Source organism: Pseudomonas sp. SJZ080, from assembly GCF_007828295.1.
GTDB classification, from domain to species: Bacteria; Pseudomonadota; Gammaproteobacteria; order Pseudomonadales; family Pseudomonadaceae; genus Aquipseudomonas; species Aquipseudomonas migulae_A.
Genome location: NZ_VIUK01000009.1, coordinates 95,820 through 111,887, shown reverse-complemented (window position 1 = coordinate 111,887; position 16,068 = coordinate 95,820). Strand labels below are relative to the sequence as shown.

Sequence of the window (16,068 nt, the reverse complement as noted above, 5' to 3'; positions counted from 1 at the left end):
TCATGGATTCAAAGGAGTGAAATCCGTAAGTGGCGGACCGAAAGGATTTCCGCTGCTATCCACGCCATACCATTTGTTGCTCTGAAAAATGGCCGTGGTGTTAGCGCCCCGGTGTACGCCTTTGAAGAGCGCAGAATCGGCATTCAACCACCCTGGCAGTTTTTTCCCCACGTCTCCAACGGCGCCACCGAAAAAACACCTGGCTTTGTCGAGACCGGCTTGCAGGCGTCCGAGGCCGCTTTGGGTAATATCGAATACACCACTGGTCAGCATTTGACCAAAGCGCCACGTTCCTCTTGCAGTGCCCGAAATGAGGTCAGGCAATCCGCTCAATGGATTGATTACCGAATGGGTGGTAACCATGCCAGTTTTCATTAACTCAAAAGCCTTCACTTTAAACGGTGACAGTGAGTTGACTACACCCACTCCTTTCACTGCACCACCGACCAATCCGAAAAGCATCGATAGTGCATCGGCAAAACATCCGAACACGCCATCGATAAAGCCCCTGCGCGTCCCGGTGTTCAAGTCGTTGACACAGCCAACGAAGGGAAGCAGTTGAAGTGCAAAACCTTTCAAATTTTCCCAGAATTGCTTCTGCTTATCCCGGGGGGTGACTCCTTTGGCGCTATTCAACAGCACCGCCTTTTGCCCCTGCAGAAAATTATCGTTGATGATGGCTCTGGTGATCCTGTCCAGCTTGGACGAGAAATAGATATCGGGGACGTATGTCCTGGCGTCCGCAGTACCCACCAAGGACTCAGCGGCAAAGCTGCCGGCCAGTTTTTCGATGATCAATTTACGCGACTTCACATTTGCCCTCGCCACGGACCCGGTAGTGTAAGCCTCAAAATCGAAGGGCAACTCAGTACCTCGCTGAACCTTGGCATTGACTGGAGAGCCTCTGCTCATTTTGACTTTTTCAACTACCATCTCGCCGTTCAGCGGCAGGTGACCGGGTAAGTCCAAACGCTTGATGATTTTCATCTGTGACGGGAACACTTCAAGATAGCTGACATTGCCCAGGTGCTCACAACGCATAAGTGTTCCATACCCCCCACGAAAGTCCGCTTGAAGCTCAGGAGTTTCATCCTCCTTTATCTGCCCGGTTTCTTCTCGCAAGGTGAACAGCTCAACGGTCCCCAACTGAAGAGCCTGGCGGTCTTCCAAAGGTAATTCGCAGAACATAAGCTTGGTTGGAGCGATAAAACCTTCTGAAAAATCGGAGAAATAACTGTCTACGGAAGCCGTTAAAAGCCTGTTCAGGTTGGGTATCGCCTCGATTTTTCGTTTCCATATTTTTTTCGTCTGCACAGATTGGCCAGGGATGTACCAATCTTCAGTGTTCAAGTCATCTGCCATGTACACCTCGACCAGATCGTGGGTGGTCCCTTTGCCTGCCTCGATGTTCCAGTCAGCCCCCAAATGGATTGACCAGAGCTTCGTCGCCAGTATTTGGCGAAGACTTGCCTTTGGAAAAGCCTTGCGCAGCTCAATGATGGCCAGCTCCTTGCGCGTTTGTAACGGCCGGGAAAATATCGAGAGTGTCTTGGCAATATCAGCTCTCTGTCTGGCGAACAGGTTGGCAGCGCGCTCATAATCCGCGGGTGAATAGTCTGAATTCGGTTTCTTTTGAACAACGCCGTTCATGACTCCCCACGCCACCATGATGTCGACACCCAGACTCTGAAACAACAGGCGGTTTTCCTCGGTGACGGGATCAAGCAGTGCAAGCGCCTTTAGCTGTTCTGCAGTCATTGCACGGGAGCAACCCGAATCTGTTGCCTCTGCGAGGACAGCTCCCAGACGCAACGTCATCCAATTGAACGTTCCCATGCGCACCTTATCGCTACCGCCATGTACGAGAAATTCCGGTGCAGCGTCGGCCAGGAACAGATGGGCCACCAGTGGGGCAGTCAGAGCGCAGACACCCTTGTTTTTAATCAGATGATCTTCGATATCGCCACGTATCTCACCGAGATCACGCCCTCTGTTTTTTGGCTGGTACACATCGTAACCGGCAATGTTTCCGAGTCGGCCAGGCACATCGGGATCTACGCTCAGTTTTATCGCTGCGCACAGGAGCTGCTGGTAGTGCGCTACGGAAGCTGTTTGCCCTTCAGTGCCGCCATACCAGTTGAGCGTTTCGATAAACTGCTCCCCCCATGACTCGGCCTCACCTGTGTCGAGTATCGCCATGAGCAAATACTGTGCATTGGTTCGCCTGTATTCAACTGAGGTGCCATCGAGCAGATGACCACCCAACGCTTGAATAACTGATGGCGACTCGCCCAGAAGGACTTCGAGCAGATCAATGATCTGGGTCTTTTCATCGCTTGAAAGTGTGACGGACGCAGGCGTGCCCCTTAGTAAATCGGCCCCATAGTTCCCTAAGGGCATAGCTGGCGGGATTACCGTGTTCAGCCAGCGAATGATGTTGCGTACATCACCGGCATTTTTGGGTGCATCAAACCCCCTGAAACGGATGAGTTGCATCAGGTCAGACGAGGTACTGGTGTAAAGCGCGCAGCCGGATTTTTTGGCCTGTTCAGACAACGTGTCGAACGCTGCCCTCAACGCAGGCTGCGCGTTCACATCATCAGTCAGGTCAACCCACTGGTTCCCGAAGAACACTTGTATTTTTCGCTCATTAACCCTGACAGGGAATGCGCTGCAATCAATTTTGCGAGCCTCGCAAAGCTCAATCATGGCCGGCAATGCCAGCAGATCATTCAGATGATGGCGTATTTCCCGACTTGCCTGTGCGAGTGGAGCGCTGACAAAATCCATTATGGTATTCGACAAGGTAACGGCCGCATTATCGGCCTTGTCCTTGACACTCAGTTCGAGGGCAGTGATCAACTTCGCACGTTCCCGAATCTCTTCAGCAGCCTGTGCGACCCCTTCGACCGCTTTTTCCAGCCGCGCTTTTTTAGCGCTAGAGAACTCGGGCCAACCAGATGTTTTCAATTGGCTGGCCAATTGTTGTGCGCTCGCTCCATGGGGAGGCACCCCGTAAAATCTCAGCACCACCTCGTGAGGAATGGCGGTCGAGTCAGCCCCCACATGACACAACCCCAAGTCGTCAGGGTCGAGCAATTTCAGGACCGGCAGCAGTGCTTTTGCCGCCGGCCACCACCCCGAGCCATCCCACAGATCAAACGAACGCGGGCTGGTCTGACCGTTTTCGGTGACATCACCGACCACCCGGTTGTGATAGATGCGCAGCGTTGGCAAAGAAAGGCCTTTGGCGGTGAAGAACTCCAGCAGGGCCGGGTCGGCCAGGGCTTGCTTGTACAATTCGACAGATGAATGAAGCAGCGTTCCAGTCGGGACCGCCACGGGGATGCCTCTACTGGACTCAAGCTCTGTCAGAACATCACTTTGCAGCTGTTTGTCCGCGGTTGAGAGCGCGCCCGAGTCAGTCAGCATCTCCAACACCAACTCGGCAACCCGTATTGATCGTTTTAACCTTGGTGGCTCTGTCGTGCCCTCATCGACAGTGCCTGGAGCAAGGTCGTGCTGGTGGAAATAGTCAATTCGAGTGTTTTCAGCAACCTTGACGATCAATTCTCCGCTGGTGATTTTCCGGTTCCATGGCACAGGCTGCTCCAACAAACCGGCAACATCGTTCACCAATTGGGAATCCTCATGAGGAGACTCAAAAGTCGAATTGGATATCCGCGCCCTGACCGCCTCATCAACCGATGGCATTGCCTTCAAGAGGTTTGCCACTTCATTAAGGATTTCGCCTCGCAGCCCGGAGTCTTCTTCCTGGACAAAGTGCGAGCCACCGATCGCGGCCCCGGCCCGCAGGTTGAAGAACTCGTTAACAACGGCATAAATCGTTGCCATCGCAACCGTTGCGGCGGCGCGTGGGTGCTGCTGAACAACGCTTGTGACAGCGCTCAATGTCGCCACTCCCATCGCTGCCAGGCAATTGGCGGCAGTCTGAAGCCATGCGCCGAGATCGGCGTACAAGGTTTCAATAAACGGTTGCTCTTGCTCCAGCGGCTCAACAGTCAGTGCGTAAGGGCTGTCCGGGTTGGTTAAGGATTCCTGTTCATGACGGCGGACGCCGTCCAGCAAGTCGCCAAGTCTTTCAGCCAGATTGCGCAGCGGCATCAATGGGTGTTGCTCTTCCACTGCCTCGACGGGGTGCCAACCGGTAAACATATGCATGGATTGCGTGAGTAATTGATCAATCTGCCGGGCAAACTGTTCAACCTTTTCAAATGCACCCACATTGAGATGTGAAACGTTTTCCTGGGAGTGTGGGCGCAACGCTGGCCCTTCGAAGCCTGTTGAAAAAGTGGTAATGAAGGGGTTACTCGCGAAGGTGGCGTTCGCGACAGTCACCTTCATGTGGGGTGAAAGTGATGAAGAATGTGCGCTTTCGTTGGGCATTGCCGGTGATGTGTGATGCGGGGTCTGAACAGGGGCGCGGGGTGGGATCTCGATCCCTGAGCCCCACAGTTTTTTGCCCGTATCCACGGCATTCAGCACATACAATACTTTGGCCCACCTTCCTTGCGGTACAGGCATGCCATGGATGTCAACTCGACTGTAGAACTCGGCTTTCCGATCAATTTCTTCAAGCGCCGACACCAGTGAAAATCCGGCACTTTGCTTGGCATCGGCAAGCTCGCTTGAGGTTGCGCCACTTGCAAAAACACTTTTTTGTTGAGTGGTGGCTCGATACACGATATTCGCCATCGAGACCGTCATTGTTACGGTCGTCGACAACGCCGTCACCGCAGCGTTGCCTACGGACTTCACGCTGTCGAAGACTACTTCCCCCATCTCTTTAGCAGTAATGACGCCCAGTGCATTCAGCGCTGAATTCGTTCGGTTGACAAACTCGGTGAGCAATGACGGAGCCGGCTCTGGCTTGATGCCTTGCCAGAGCTTTCCGACTGCGTGTTTGTGCTGGTCCGGGAAAGACTCTTCACGAGTGGTTTTGGTCTCGTCCAGGTATCCCAGCAATTCACCCAATCGAGATGCGGCCTCTTTGGTTGAGGGTCTTACTTCCAAGAACTCCTCTAACTGGGCCAGCGCACTGTTGACTGGGTCTTCCGGACACGGCCTGACTGACGACCGAAGGTTCTTGATAGTGGTGCAGAAGGACTGCCACTGCTCATCTGTCAGCAACTCACCCTGGGCGATCATCTCGTCTCTTTGATAACGCGATGAATTCCTTTGCAACTGGATGAACCCGATAACACTGTCGGTATTGGCATTTTCGGAAAAAAGGAGGCATTGGCCAAGCGCATCCTCCCAGCCTGAGGGTGGCAAATGACAGATGACCTCGACCCATGCACGCAGTCCCTCGACGGTCAGGTCGCCTTTGGGCTGAATGGAACGCATCATGGCCTCAACGAACAAGTCCGCCATTGAGCGACCCGTATCTGTCTGCAACAGGCCGCTTTTCAAAACCTCAAGCATTTCAGATTCCGAAAGCAGCTGTGTCCTCAAGTGGTCTTGTACAGCAGCCCAGGTTTTATCCAGCGAATGTTGATCGAACACAAGGTCGTCAGGGCACGTATGCCCTAAGGCGTATACCGGCGGCTCAAATTCGCCTGTGTTTATTGGTGTCGATGTCTCGCACAACCGATTGACGGTTCCAGGCGACGCCATTCCAGCCGGGATGTTTTGCGCTTGAAGCAGTTGCCTGGCGACCGGGGTTGAAGCAGGAGTGCCATTGACTGAACGGGCTGAAGTTGCGCATTGCGTTGCGTTGGAAGTACCGACCGGAGCGTGCATTGGAAGTCCTTGTTCCAAGGATGTATCGAATGCACGTTAAAACCTGTCCTGCTCCCTCACTATCAAATTACGCCCAAGCCGCAACACCCTGCTCATACCCGTGGAGACTTACAAAATCCGGTACAGCAACCGCTCGATCCGCACCCGGCTCACCCGCTTGAGAAACTTGGCCACCGCCGCCGGGTAATCCGGCAGGGTTTCCAGATCCTGATACCGCTCGATGCGCGTGGTGTGCTGGAAGATCTCCGCCAGCTCGCTGCGACGCGACGCCAGCAATTCCCCTTTCGGATCATCAATCAGCAACGCGTTTTCCAGATCGAGGCGGAATGCTCGCGGGTTGAGGTTGTTGCCGGTCAGCAAGGTGTAACGCTGATCGATCCACATGCCTTTGAGGTGATAGGTGTTGTCGCCGTCCTTCCACAGGTGCAGGTTCAACTGACCGCTGTCGACGCTGCGATGATGACGCTTGGCGAAGCGGCGCAGGCTGATCTCGTAGAGGTACGGCAATGCCGCGATCACCTTGAACGGCTCGCTCGGCGGGATGTAGAAATCGTTGGCGGTCTTGTCGCCGACCACGATGTCGATCTTCACGCCACGTGCCAATGCCCGGTTGATTTCCCGGGTCACTGCCAGCGGCAGATTGAAGTACGGCGTGCAGATCGTCAGTTGATGCTGGGCGCTGGCGATCAATTCGCAAATCACCCGGCTCAGCGGGTTGTTCTTGCCTACCCCGAGCAAGGGGCTGACCGACAAACCGTCCTTGGCCGTGCTGCCCGTGGTGGTGTCGTACGCCGCGTGTTTCAGGCGGCTGCGCAAGTCGCCGATGTCATGGCGCAGGCTGCGGGTGGTCGGCAGGTTCGGCAGGTCGAGGCGGTGTACCGCTTTCGAGGCGATCAGACCGTGCTGGACCAGATGCTGCATCGAATCGGCCAGCGCGCTGTTCTGCAGCAGGTGATAACGGTCGTAGCGGTATTTGTCGAACTTGTGCAGGTAGACGTTATTGAGACTGGCGCCGCTGTAGATCACACAGTCATCAATCACGAAGCCTTTCAGATGCAGTACGCCGAACAGCTCGCGGGTCTGCACCGGCACGCCGTACACCGGCACAACGCTTTCGTGGGTGCGCGTGATTTCCTGATACCACGCCGAGTTACCCGGCTGCTTGCCGGCACCGATCAAGCCACGCTGGGCGCGCAACCAGTCGACGACCACCACCACGTCCAGTTCCGGACGCGCCCGTTTGGCGGCGTGCAAGGCATCGAGAATTTCCTGGCCGGCTTCATCCTGTTGCAGGTACAGCGCGACGATGTAGATGCGCTGGGTCGCTGCAGCGATTTTTTCCAGCAGGCAACGACGGAACTCGGCAGCGCCTGAGAGGATGGTGACGGCATCGGCGGTCAGCGGAAAACTGCGCAGTTTGGGCAGCAGAGAGCGTTTGAAAAGCGACGGCATAGGGCTCGCAAATGGGTCGAATCCGGAGAGTTTGAGAGCTTACACCATCGGTTGGTTCGGGTCTTGTCGGTGTCTGTGTTGGCCCCTTCGCGAGCAAGCCCGCTCCCACATTTGAAAGACTATCCCCCTATGGGAGCGGGCTTGCTCGCGAAGGTAATTTCATTAGCGAAGAAAATCTTTCTTGACCAAGGAGAACGATCGTTCTACTGTTTGCCACATGAACGAGATCACAAGCAACGACACACGCGACATCATTCTGGATGTCACCGAAAAGTTGATCTACAAAAGTGGCATCGCTGCCACCGGCATGGATCTTCTGGTGAAAACCGCCGGCGTCTCCAGAAAAAGCATTTACCGCTACTTCGCCAACAAGGAGGAGCTGACCGTCGCCGCCCTGCAACGGCGCGATGTGCGCTGGATGCACTGGTACAGGAGCGCCGTCGACCAGGCCGAAACCCCGGCCGATCGCCTGCTCAACCTGTTTACCGTGCTCAGGACCTGGTTTGACTCGGAAGGCTTCCGCGGCTGCGCCTTCATTAACACCAGCGGTGAAACCGGCGACCCGCAAGACCCGGTTCGCCTGGTCGCCAAAGAACACAAACAGAAGCTGCTCGACTACGTGCGCGAGCTCTGCACCGAACATGGCGCCAAAGACCCGGAGACGCTGGCCAGACAGCTGCTGATCCTGATCGACGGTGCCATTACCGTGGCGCTTGTCATGGGTGATCACAGTGCCGCCGATAATGCGCAATGCATGGCGCGAAAGTTATTGGACCTGTAACACTTTAACCAAGCCCGACAACTTGCTTGAACGTTAATTTGATAGGGAGACTTTAAATGTCTAACGCCGAAGTTCGTCCTCCATTGCCGCCTTTTACCCGAGAGTCCGCCATCGAAAAAGTTCGCCTGGCCGAAGACGGCTGGAACTCTCGTGACCCGGAACGTGTGTCTCTGGCCTATACCCTCGACACCAAATGGCGTAACCGCGCCGAATTCGCCTATAACCGTGAAGAAGCCAAAGGTTTCCTGACCCGCAAATGGGCCAAGGAACTGGATTATCGGCTGATCAAGGAACTCTGGGCCTTCACCGGCAACCGCATCGCCGTGCGTTACGCCTACGAATGGCACGACGACCCGGGCAACTGGTTCCGTTCCTATGGCAACGAAAACTGGGAGTTTGACGAGAACGGCTTGATGGCCAACCGGTTCGCCTGCATCAACGATATGCCGATCAAGGAAAGCGACCGCAAGTTCCACTGGCCGCTGGGTCGTCGGCCTGATGATCATCCAGGGCTGTCCGACTTAGGCCTGTAAACACATCTCCCCCTGTAGGAGCCGGCTTGCTGGCGATAGCGGTCATCCAGTCGACATCATCGTTTACTGACAAACCGCTTCGCCAGCAAGCTGGCTCCTACAGGGGTTTTGTGATGTTCAGGCGACGGCGGCGTGTTTCACGCCCGCCTTCGCCTCCAGCTCCCGCACCAACGGCAACACCCGCTTGCCGAAATACTCCACCTCTTCCTGAAAGTGCAGGAACCCCGCCAGCACCAGATCCACACCCACCGCTTTCAACGCCACAATCCGTTCGGCAATCTGCAGCGGCGTGCCGATCAGGTTGGTCTTGAAGCCGTCGTTGTATTGCACCAAATCTTCGAAAGTCGATTTGGCCCAGTTGCCCTCGCCTTCCGGTGACGCCCTGCCCGCCTGCTTCGCCGCATCGCCAAAGGCGTTCACCGCGTTCGGATCGGCCTGATCGATGATCTGCGCCAGCACGGCCCGCGCCTCTTCTTCGGTGTCACGGGCGATCACAAACGCGTTCACCCCAATCTTCACCGCATGATTGTTCGCAGCGGCCTTGACCCGGATATCGTCGACTTGCGCCTTGATGCCTTCGGGGGTGTTGCCGTTGGTGAAGTACCAGTCCGACACCCGCGCCGCCATGTCTCGCGCCGCGCGGGAGCTGCCGCCCTGGAAAATTTCCGGTTGCCCCAGTGGTTTCGGTTTGAGGCTGTAGTTGTCGAAGCGGTAGAAGTCGCCACGAAAGGTGAAATTGTCCTGACTCCAGATGCCTTTGAGTGAACGAATGAATTCTTCGGAGCGGCGATAACGCTCATCGTGTTCCAGCCAGTGTTCGCCGATCGCCTGGAATTCACCTTTGAACCAGCCGCTGACGATATTCACTGCCACCCGGCCGTTAGTCAGTTGATCGATCGTCGCCAGTTGCTTGGCGGCCAGCGCCGGTTGCCAGGGACCGGGCAGGATCGCGGCGATGACTTTCAACTTCGTCGTGGCGGCCAGTAGCGCGTGGCTGAAGGCAACCGATTCATGCTGGTACTCGGCACCGTACCCGGCGGTGAAGCGGATTTGCGTCAGGGCATATTCGAACCCCGCTTCCTCGGCCAGCTGCGCCAGTTTGCGGTTGTAGTCAATGCCCCAGTGGGTCCGTTGCTCGATCTTGCTGACCACCAGCCCGCCGCTGACGTTCGGCACCCAGTAGGCAAATTTGACGGCTTGCTGACTCATTGGCGTGTCCTCGGGACGTTGGGAAGTTCTTGGGTGAGAGCAGCAACCGTGCCAGCGTGGTGAGACGACTATCTTGTTCCTGGCGAAAACCCTGTGGGAGCAGGCTTGCTCGCGAAAGCGGTGGGTCAGCCGACATCAATGTTGAATATGAAACCGCATTCGCGAGCAAGCCCGCTTCCACAAAGATTTGGGTGTGTCTGGGCAATTTGTTGTTGTGCTGTTGGTACGGCAACAGTTCAAGCGACTTCTGAATCCAAACCCCCAGCAAAACCCGACGGCCTCTACCCGGCACGGACCGTGCAATCCCCCTCGGCACTAACTGCCGATCCAAGGAGCTGCCCCCATGACCGAACACCAGGTAATCAACCCACTGTCCATTGGCACCGACTATGAAGCGCTGGCCGCGAGATTCCGTCCGGTCTTCCAGCGCATTGCCGCCGGGGCCGTTGAGCGCGAACACTCGCGCAGCCTGCCTTTCGAACCGATTCAATGGCTCAAGGAAGCCGGGTTCGGCGCGGTGCGCGTGCCGGTCGAATACGGGGGTGGCGGCGCATCCCTGCCACAGTTGTTCGAGCTGCTGATTGAACTGGCCGAAGCGGATTCGAACGTACCTCAAGCGCTGCGCGGGCATTTCGCGTTTGCCGAGGATCGCTTGAACGCCACGCCGGGATCGGCCCGGGATCTCTGGTTCAAACGCTTCGTCGAGGGAGATATTGTCGGTTGCGCCTGGACAGAAATCGGCAGCGTGGCCATCGGCGATGTGATCACCAAACTCACGCCCCATGGCGATCGCTGGCGGCTCACCGGCGAGAGGTTCTACAGCACCGGCAGCCTGTTTTCCGACTGGATCGATGTCTACGCCCAGCGCAGCGACACCGGTGGTGACGTGATTGCAGCGGTGCGCACACGGCAACCGGGGACCGTGCAAAGCGATGACTGGGACGGTTTCGGTCAGCGCACCACTGGCAGCGGCACGTCGCGGTTCATCGATGCCGAGGTGGACGCCGAAAACGTGATCGACTTCGCCACCCGCTTCAAATACCAGACGGCGTTTTATCAACTCGTCTTGCTTGCCACGCTTGCCGGGATCGGGCGCGCCGCGTTGCGTGATGTGGCGCATCAGGTGCGGGAGCGCAAACGCATTTACAGTCATGGCAACGCACCGCGCGCCAGTGAGGATGCGCAGGTTCAGCAGGTGGTCGGCGAAGTGGCGGCGTTGGTGTATGCCGCTGAAGCCAGTGCACTGAAGGCCGCGCAGCCGGCGCAAAGGGCTTATCTGGCACGGTTTTCGGGGGATGAGGCGCTGGAACGGGCAGCGAATGTCGCCGCCGAAATCGAGTCGGCGAAAGCGCAGGTGGTGGTTTCGGCGTTGATTCAGCGGGCGACCACCGAGCTGTTCAATGCGCTGGGGGCGTCGGATATTCGCGAGGGTAAATCCCTGGATCGGCATTGGCGCAATGCGCGGACGGTGTCGTCGCACAATCCGGTGATCTATAAGGCGCGGATTGTCGGGGATTGGGCGATCAACGGAACTGAGCCGCCGTTTGTGTGGCAGATCGGCAATGGGCCTGCCCGTAAAATCTGAGCCCGAGCCCTGTAGGAGCTGCCGCAGGCTGCGATCTTTTGATCTTGCCCCTCAAAAACAAGATCGAAAGATCGCAGCCTGCGGCAGCTCCTACAAGGGATTGGGTCAGTGCGGTCGCCGCCGAAGTTGGATATAGGTAAGATATCGGCCCTTCCCCGCAGCCCCTTGCTGCACCCCGCCGAATAAGCCGATTCCATGCCTTTCGAACTCAGCGTTGACCTCACCACCCTGGCCATTCTGGCCGTTGTCGCCTTCATTGCCGGTTTCATCGACGCCATTGCCGGCGGCGGCGGTCTGTTGACCACCCCGGCGCTGCTGACCGCCGGCCTGCCGCCGCATCTGGTACTGGGCACCAACAAACTCAGCTCGACCTTCGGCTCGGCTACCGCGAGTTTCACCTTCTACCGGCGCAAGCTGTTCCATCCCCGGCAGTGGGTGCACGCCATTGTCGGCACGCTGGTCGGCGCGTTGACCGGTGCGGTGGTGGCGCATTACCTGCCCGCCGAGTGGCTGAACAAGATGCTGCCGGTGATTGTGTTCGCCTGCGGTGTTTATCTGTTGTTTGGCGGCACGCCGAAAGCGCCGCTGGACAGCGACGCGCCGATCAAGAAAAAGTGGCAGTCGACCCAAGGCTTCAGCCTGGGTTTCTACGACGGCGTGGCCGGCCCCGGCACCGGCGCTTTCTGGACCGTCAGCAGCCTGCTGATGTACCCCATCGATCTGGTGAAGGCCAGCGGCGTGGCCCGCAGCATGAACTTCGTCAGCAACATTGCGGCGCTGTCGGTGTTCATATTTTCCGGGCAAGTGGACTGGATCATCGGCCTGTGCATGGGTCTGTCGGTGATGGTCGGTGCATTCTTCGGCGCCCGCTCCGCCATCAGCGGTGGCGCCAAGTTCATTCGTCCGGTGTTCATCACCGTGGTCCTGGGCCTGACCGTGCGGCTAGCCTGGCAACACTGGTTCAGCGTGGCCTAAACGCCGCGCCACATAAACGTCGATCAGGTAACGGGCAATCGAGCGTGACGCCGGCAACGGCGGCAGCTCGTGCACGTTGAACCACTGGGCGTCCTCGATCTCGTCTTCCTGACAGACAATCTCGCCACCGGCGTACTCGGCATGAAACCCGAGCATCATCGAGTGCGGGAACGGCCAGCACTGGCTGCCCATGTACTGGATGTTCTTGACCTCGATCTGCACTTCCTCGCGTACCTCGCGAATCAGGCAGTCTTCGGCCGATTCGCCCGGCTCGGCGAACCCCGCCAGCGTGCTGTAGACCCCGGTGACAAAACGCGGTGAACGCGCCAGCAGGACTTCATCGCCACGGGTGATCAGCACGATCATGCTCGGCGAAATGCGCGGGTAATAACGCAGGTCGCACGGTTCGCAGTACATCGCCCGTTCCCGGAAGACTTGCTTGGTGGCCTGCCCGCAATTGCCGCAAAAGCGGTGCTCGCGGGCCCAGGTACCGATTTGCGCGGCATAACCCAGCACCTTGTAAACGGCATGATCACCGTCGAGCATGAATGCCCGCAGGCCTTTCCAGCCGCAGCCCGGCACTTCGCTGTGACTGCGCAGTTCCAGCAGGTACACCGGCTCGCCATCCAGGTGGCCTATGCCATGCTCGGCAAGAATCGGCAGGTCCTGACGCTTGAGCCATTCGCGCGGGAACAGCGCGCCATTGTCATCGAACAGAAAGCCTTCGGGGCTGCGCGCCACGGCCCAGCCGCCCGGTTGATCGGTGTCCAGTACTGCGGTGGTCCAGCGTGAAGTCATTTTTCAATCAATCCAGAAATTCGGGTTTCTGTTTGCTCAAATGGGCGGCCATGGCCACGCGCATATCATTGGATTGCAGCATGGCGGCGTTCCAGGTGGCGACGTATTCGAGGCCGTCGTCAATGCGATGGTCACGCATGTAGCTGATCATCTCCTTGGTGCCGGTGACCGCAATCGGCGACTTGCTGGCGATGTCGCGGGCAATGCCCATGACGCCGTCGAGCAGGCTGGCGGTGTCGCTGTAGACACGATTGACCAGACCGATATTGCGCGCTTCCTCGGCGCCGAATGAGCGACCAGTGTAAGCCAGTTCACGCAGCATGCCGTCACCGATGATCCGCGGCAAGCGTTGCAATGTGCCGACGTCGGCGGCCATGCCGAGGTCGATTTCCTTGATCGAAAATTGCGCGTCTTCGGTGGCGTAGCGCATGTCGCAAGCCGAAATCAGGTCGATGGCGCCCCCCAGGCAATAACCTTGAATCGCGGCAAGTACGGGCTTGCGGCAGTTGTCGACCGCGTTGAAGGACGCTTGCAGCCTGAGGACCGTGCGGCGCAGCAGGCGCGCGTTGCGCCCCACGTCCTTGCCCAGTTCATTGGCTACGCCGGCCAGCATCATCAGGTCGATACCGGACGAGAAGTGTTTGCCGGCGCCACTGAGCACCACCACCCGCACTTCGTCGGTGTCGTCGATCCACTGGAAGATCTCGATGATCTCTTTCCAGAACGCAGCGTTCATCGAATTGATCTTTTCCGGGCGATTGATTTGCACATGGGCAATTTTATCGGCCAGTTCGACGGTGAACGCAGTGTACTGAGACATGGCAGTGATCCTTTACCAGGCAAAAAAGAGGCCCGAACTATAACAAGGCATCCCGTTGGGCAGTAAGGCAGCTGTTCAGCCAAAAGCGGGACTGCGCGACGCACCACAATAGTGCGCAGGCGTTGCAGCCCTCGCATATTCGTGTGACCGCCAGGTTACTTTTTGGGGCTCGATCGCAGAAAAACGTGCACTTCGTCGGAGCGTTTGAGCCCTATTCATGCACGTTCGTACCTCTTTGAACCGATTGTCGAACAATTTTGCCATATGCCCTTCACCGCTCTAAGTTCTGGCCTAGACTCATTTTCGCGTGGCAAAACCGGTCGGTCACAAAGTGCAAAAAAAATCGAAACTTTTGCTCTTCATGGTCGGTCCTCTGACAGGTAGGTGCGTTGCGACTGGTGCAATCCTTGCAGCGTCCACTCCAGCCAATCTGCTTCAACGCGTGGGCAGCGTTTGCTGACCAATGCGTCGCGCGTTTGCGCCCGGCCACAGGAAATGGCCACGAAACACCGTTTGCCAGACCTGAGAATTAGATCAACAACACGGGAGATTCATATGATCAGTGCGGCTTTAGACATCCAGGGAGAACGTGCTCATCAGCAGGTCGGCGAAACGAGCGCCGTGAGCGCCCCAAGCGCCCCAAGCGCCCAATCGATCAACGTCCCGAGCACCAAGACGCTGACACCGGTGGCCAAACAGAATCCAAATCGAAAGAAAGTGTTGTTCGTGACCTCGGAAATCGCCGACCTGGTGAAGACCGGCGGTCTGGGTGACGTCTCGGCAGCATTGCCCCGGGCCATGGCGCAATTGCACGATGTGCGGGTGCTGATCCCCGGTTACCCGCAAGTGCTGCACAGCGAAAACCCGATTCATATTATTGGTGAGCTCGGTGGTCATGCCGCACTGCCACCCTGCAAGATCGGGCGCATGGACATGCCTGACGGTCTGGTCATTTACGTGTTGATCTGCCCTGAACTCTACGAGCGCGAAGGCTCGCCCTACGGCGCCAACAACGGTCGCGACTGGCCGGACAACCATATCCGCTTCGCCCGCCTGGGCCTGGCCGCTGCCGATATCGCCGCCAACCTCGCGCAGATCCACTGGTGCCCGGACCTGGTGCACGCTCATGACTGGCCCGCCGGCCTGGCGCCTGCCTACATGCACTGGCGTGGGCAGCGCACCCCGACGCTGTTCACCATTCACAACCTCGCTTATCAAGGCGTGACCAGTCTGGGCTCTTGCCCGGAGCTGGGCATTCCCGCGCATGCCTTGCAACAGGAAGGCATGGAGTTCTACGGCAAGATGTCGTTCCTCAAGGCCGGCATGGCTTACTCGAGCCACATCACCACGGTCAGCGCCACCTACGCCCAGGAAATCACCACGCCGGCCTTCGGCTGCGGCCTCGACGGCTTTCTTGCCGCCAAGACCCAGCAAGGTCTGCTCAGCGGCATTCCCAATGGCATCGATGAAAGCTGGGATGCGGCCACCGACCCGCACCTGTTCTGCCCGTTCAGCATCGGTGACTGGGAAGGCAAAGCGGTCAACGCGGCGCACGTGCGCGACCTGTTTGGTCTGGACGACTCAGAAGGCCCGCTGTTTGCCGTGGTCTCGCGTCTGGTCTACCAGAAAGGCCTGGACCTGACCGAAGCCGTGTCCGAGTACATCGTCCAGTCGGGTGGCCAGATCGCGATCATCGGCCGTGGCGAGCCGGAAGAAGAACAAGCCATGCGCGAACTGGCCCTGCGTTTCCCCGGGCAAATCGGTGTACGCATCGGCTTCAACGAAACAGACGCCCGCCGCATGTTCGCCGGCAGCGATTTCCTGCTGATGCCATCGCGTTATGAACCGTGCGGCCTGAGCCAGATGTACGCCCAGCGCTTCGGCTCGTTGCCGGTTGCGCGCAACACCGGAGGCCTGGCCGACACCATCGAAAACGGCGTGACCGGTTTCCTGTTCGACGAATCCACCGTTGAGAGTTATCAGGAAGCCCTGAGCCGCGCCTTCAAGGTGTTTGCCTTCCCCGACCTGCTCAACGCCATGCGGTGCCGCGCCATGGCCGCGCCGTTCAACTGGTGCAAAGCAGTCGAACCCTACGCCGAACTCTATGAACAGCTTGTTGCTAAAGCACTGGGGAAATCGAACAGACAGTAAG

10 protein-coding genes are annotated in these 16,068 nt (G+C 57.7%); 5 read left to right on the top strand and 5 right to left on the bottom strand.

The genetic code is table 11. From position 1 onward, the window contains the following. On the bottom strand, positions 1-5,526 hold the full coding sequence (locus FBY04_RS14435; RefSeq protein ID WP_145315611.1) for a hypothetical protein: 5,526 nt from the start codon (positions 5,524-5,526) through the stop codon (positions 1-3). Positions 5,527-5,871: 345 nt separating this feature from the next. Next, positions 5,872-7,215 (bottom strand): CDP-diacylglycerol--serine O-phosphatidyltransferase, encoded by a 1,344-nt coding sequence (gene pssA, locus FBY04_RS14430; RefSeq protein ID WP_084320690.1) that lies wholly within the window; start codon positions 7,213-7,215, stop codon positions 5,872-5,874. 217 nt (positions 7,216-7,432) lie between these two features. On the opposite strand from pssA, the gene FBY04_RS14425 reads away from it, so the two are divergent. Both FBY04_RS14425 and FBY04_RS14420 read left to right on the top strand, forming a co-directional pair. Beyond that, entirely contained in the window at positions 7,433-7,996 is a 564-nt protein-coding gene (locus FBY04_RS14425) for a TetR/AcrR family transcriptional regulator (RefSeq protein WP_084320689.1), read from the top strand. Between the two features lie 56 nt (positions 7,997-8,052). Next, complete coding sequence (locus FBY04_RS14420; protein ID WP_145315610.1) at positions 8,053-8,529, top strand: nuclear transport factor 2 family protein; 477 nt, start codon at positions 8,053-8,055, stop codon at positions 8,527-8,529. Between the two features lie 117 nt (positions 8,530-8,646). Here FBY04_RS14420 and sfnG read toward each other — a convergent pair whose 3' ends face one another. After that, entirely contained in the window at positions 8,647-9,738 is a 1,092-nt protein-coding gene (sfnG, locus tag FBY04_RS14415) for a dimethylsulfone monooxygenase SfnG (protein WP_084320688.1), read from the bottom strand. A gap of 343 nt (positions 9,739-10,081) precedes the next feature. On the opposite strand from sfnG, the gene FBY04_RS14405 reads away from it, so the two are divergent. Further along, positions 10,082-11,323, top strand: coding sequence for an acyl-CoA dehydrogenase family protein (locus tag FBY04_RS14405; protein WP_145315609.1), 1,242 nt, complete (start codon positions 10,082-10,084; stop codon positions 11,321-11,323). Between the two features lie 195 nt (positions 11,324-11,518). Continuing rightward, on the top strand, positions 11,519-12,298 hold the full coding sequence (locus FBY04_RS14395; protein WP_145315608.1) for a TSUP family transporter: 780 nt from the start codon (positions 11,519-11,521) through the stop codon (positions 12,296-12,298). On the opposite strand, the gene nudC is transcribed toward FBY04_RS14395, so the two are convergent. Together nudC and FBY04_RS14385 are read right to left on the bottom strand one after the other, a co-directional pair. Next, a complete protein-coding gene (gene nudC / locus FBY04_RS14390) occupies positions 12,266-13,096 on the bottom strand; it encodes an NAD(+) diphosphatase (protein ID WP_084320685.1) in 831 nt (276 codons plus the stop codon). The genes FBY04_RS14395 and nudC overlap by 33 nt on opposite strands. Before the next feature lie 7 nt (positions 13,097-13,103). Beyond that, the gene (locus tag FBY04_RS14385) at positions 13,104-13,916 is read right to left on the bottom strand and encodes a crotonase/enoyl-CoA hydratase family protein (protein WP_084320684.1); all 813 of its coding nucleotides are present in this window, start codon (positions 13,914-13,916) and stop codon (positions 13,104-13,106) included. 555 nt (positions 13,917-14,471) lie between these two features. Here FBY04_RS14385 and glgA point away from each other — a divergent pair. After that, positions 14,472-16,067: a glycogen synthase GlgA gene (glgA, locus tag FBY04_RS14380; protein ID WP_145315607.1), complete on the top strand. Its 1,596-nt coding sequence runs from the start codon at positions 14,472-14,474 to the stop codon at positions 16,065-16,067. Position 16,068 lies beyond the last annotated feature (1 nt).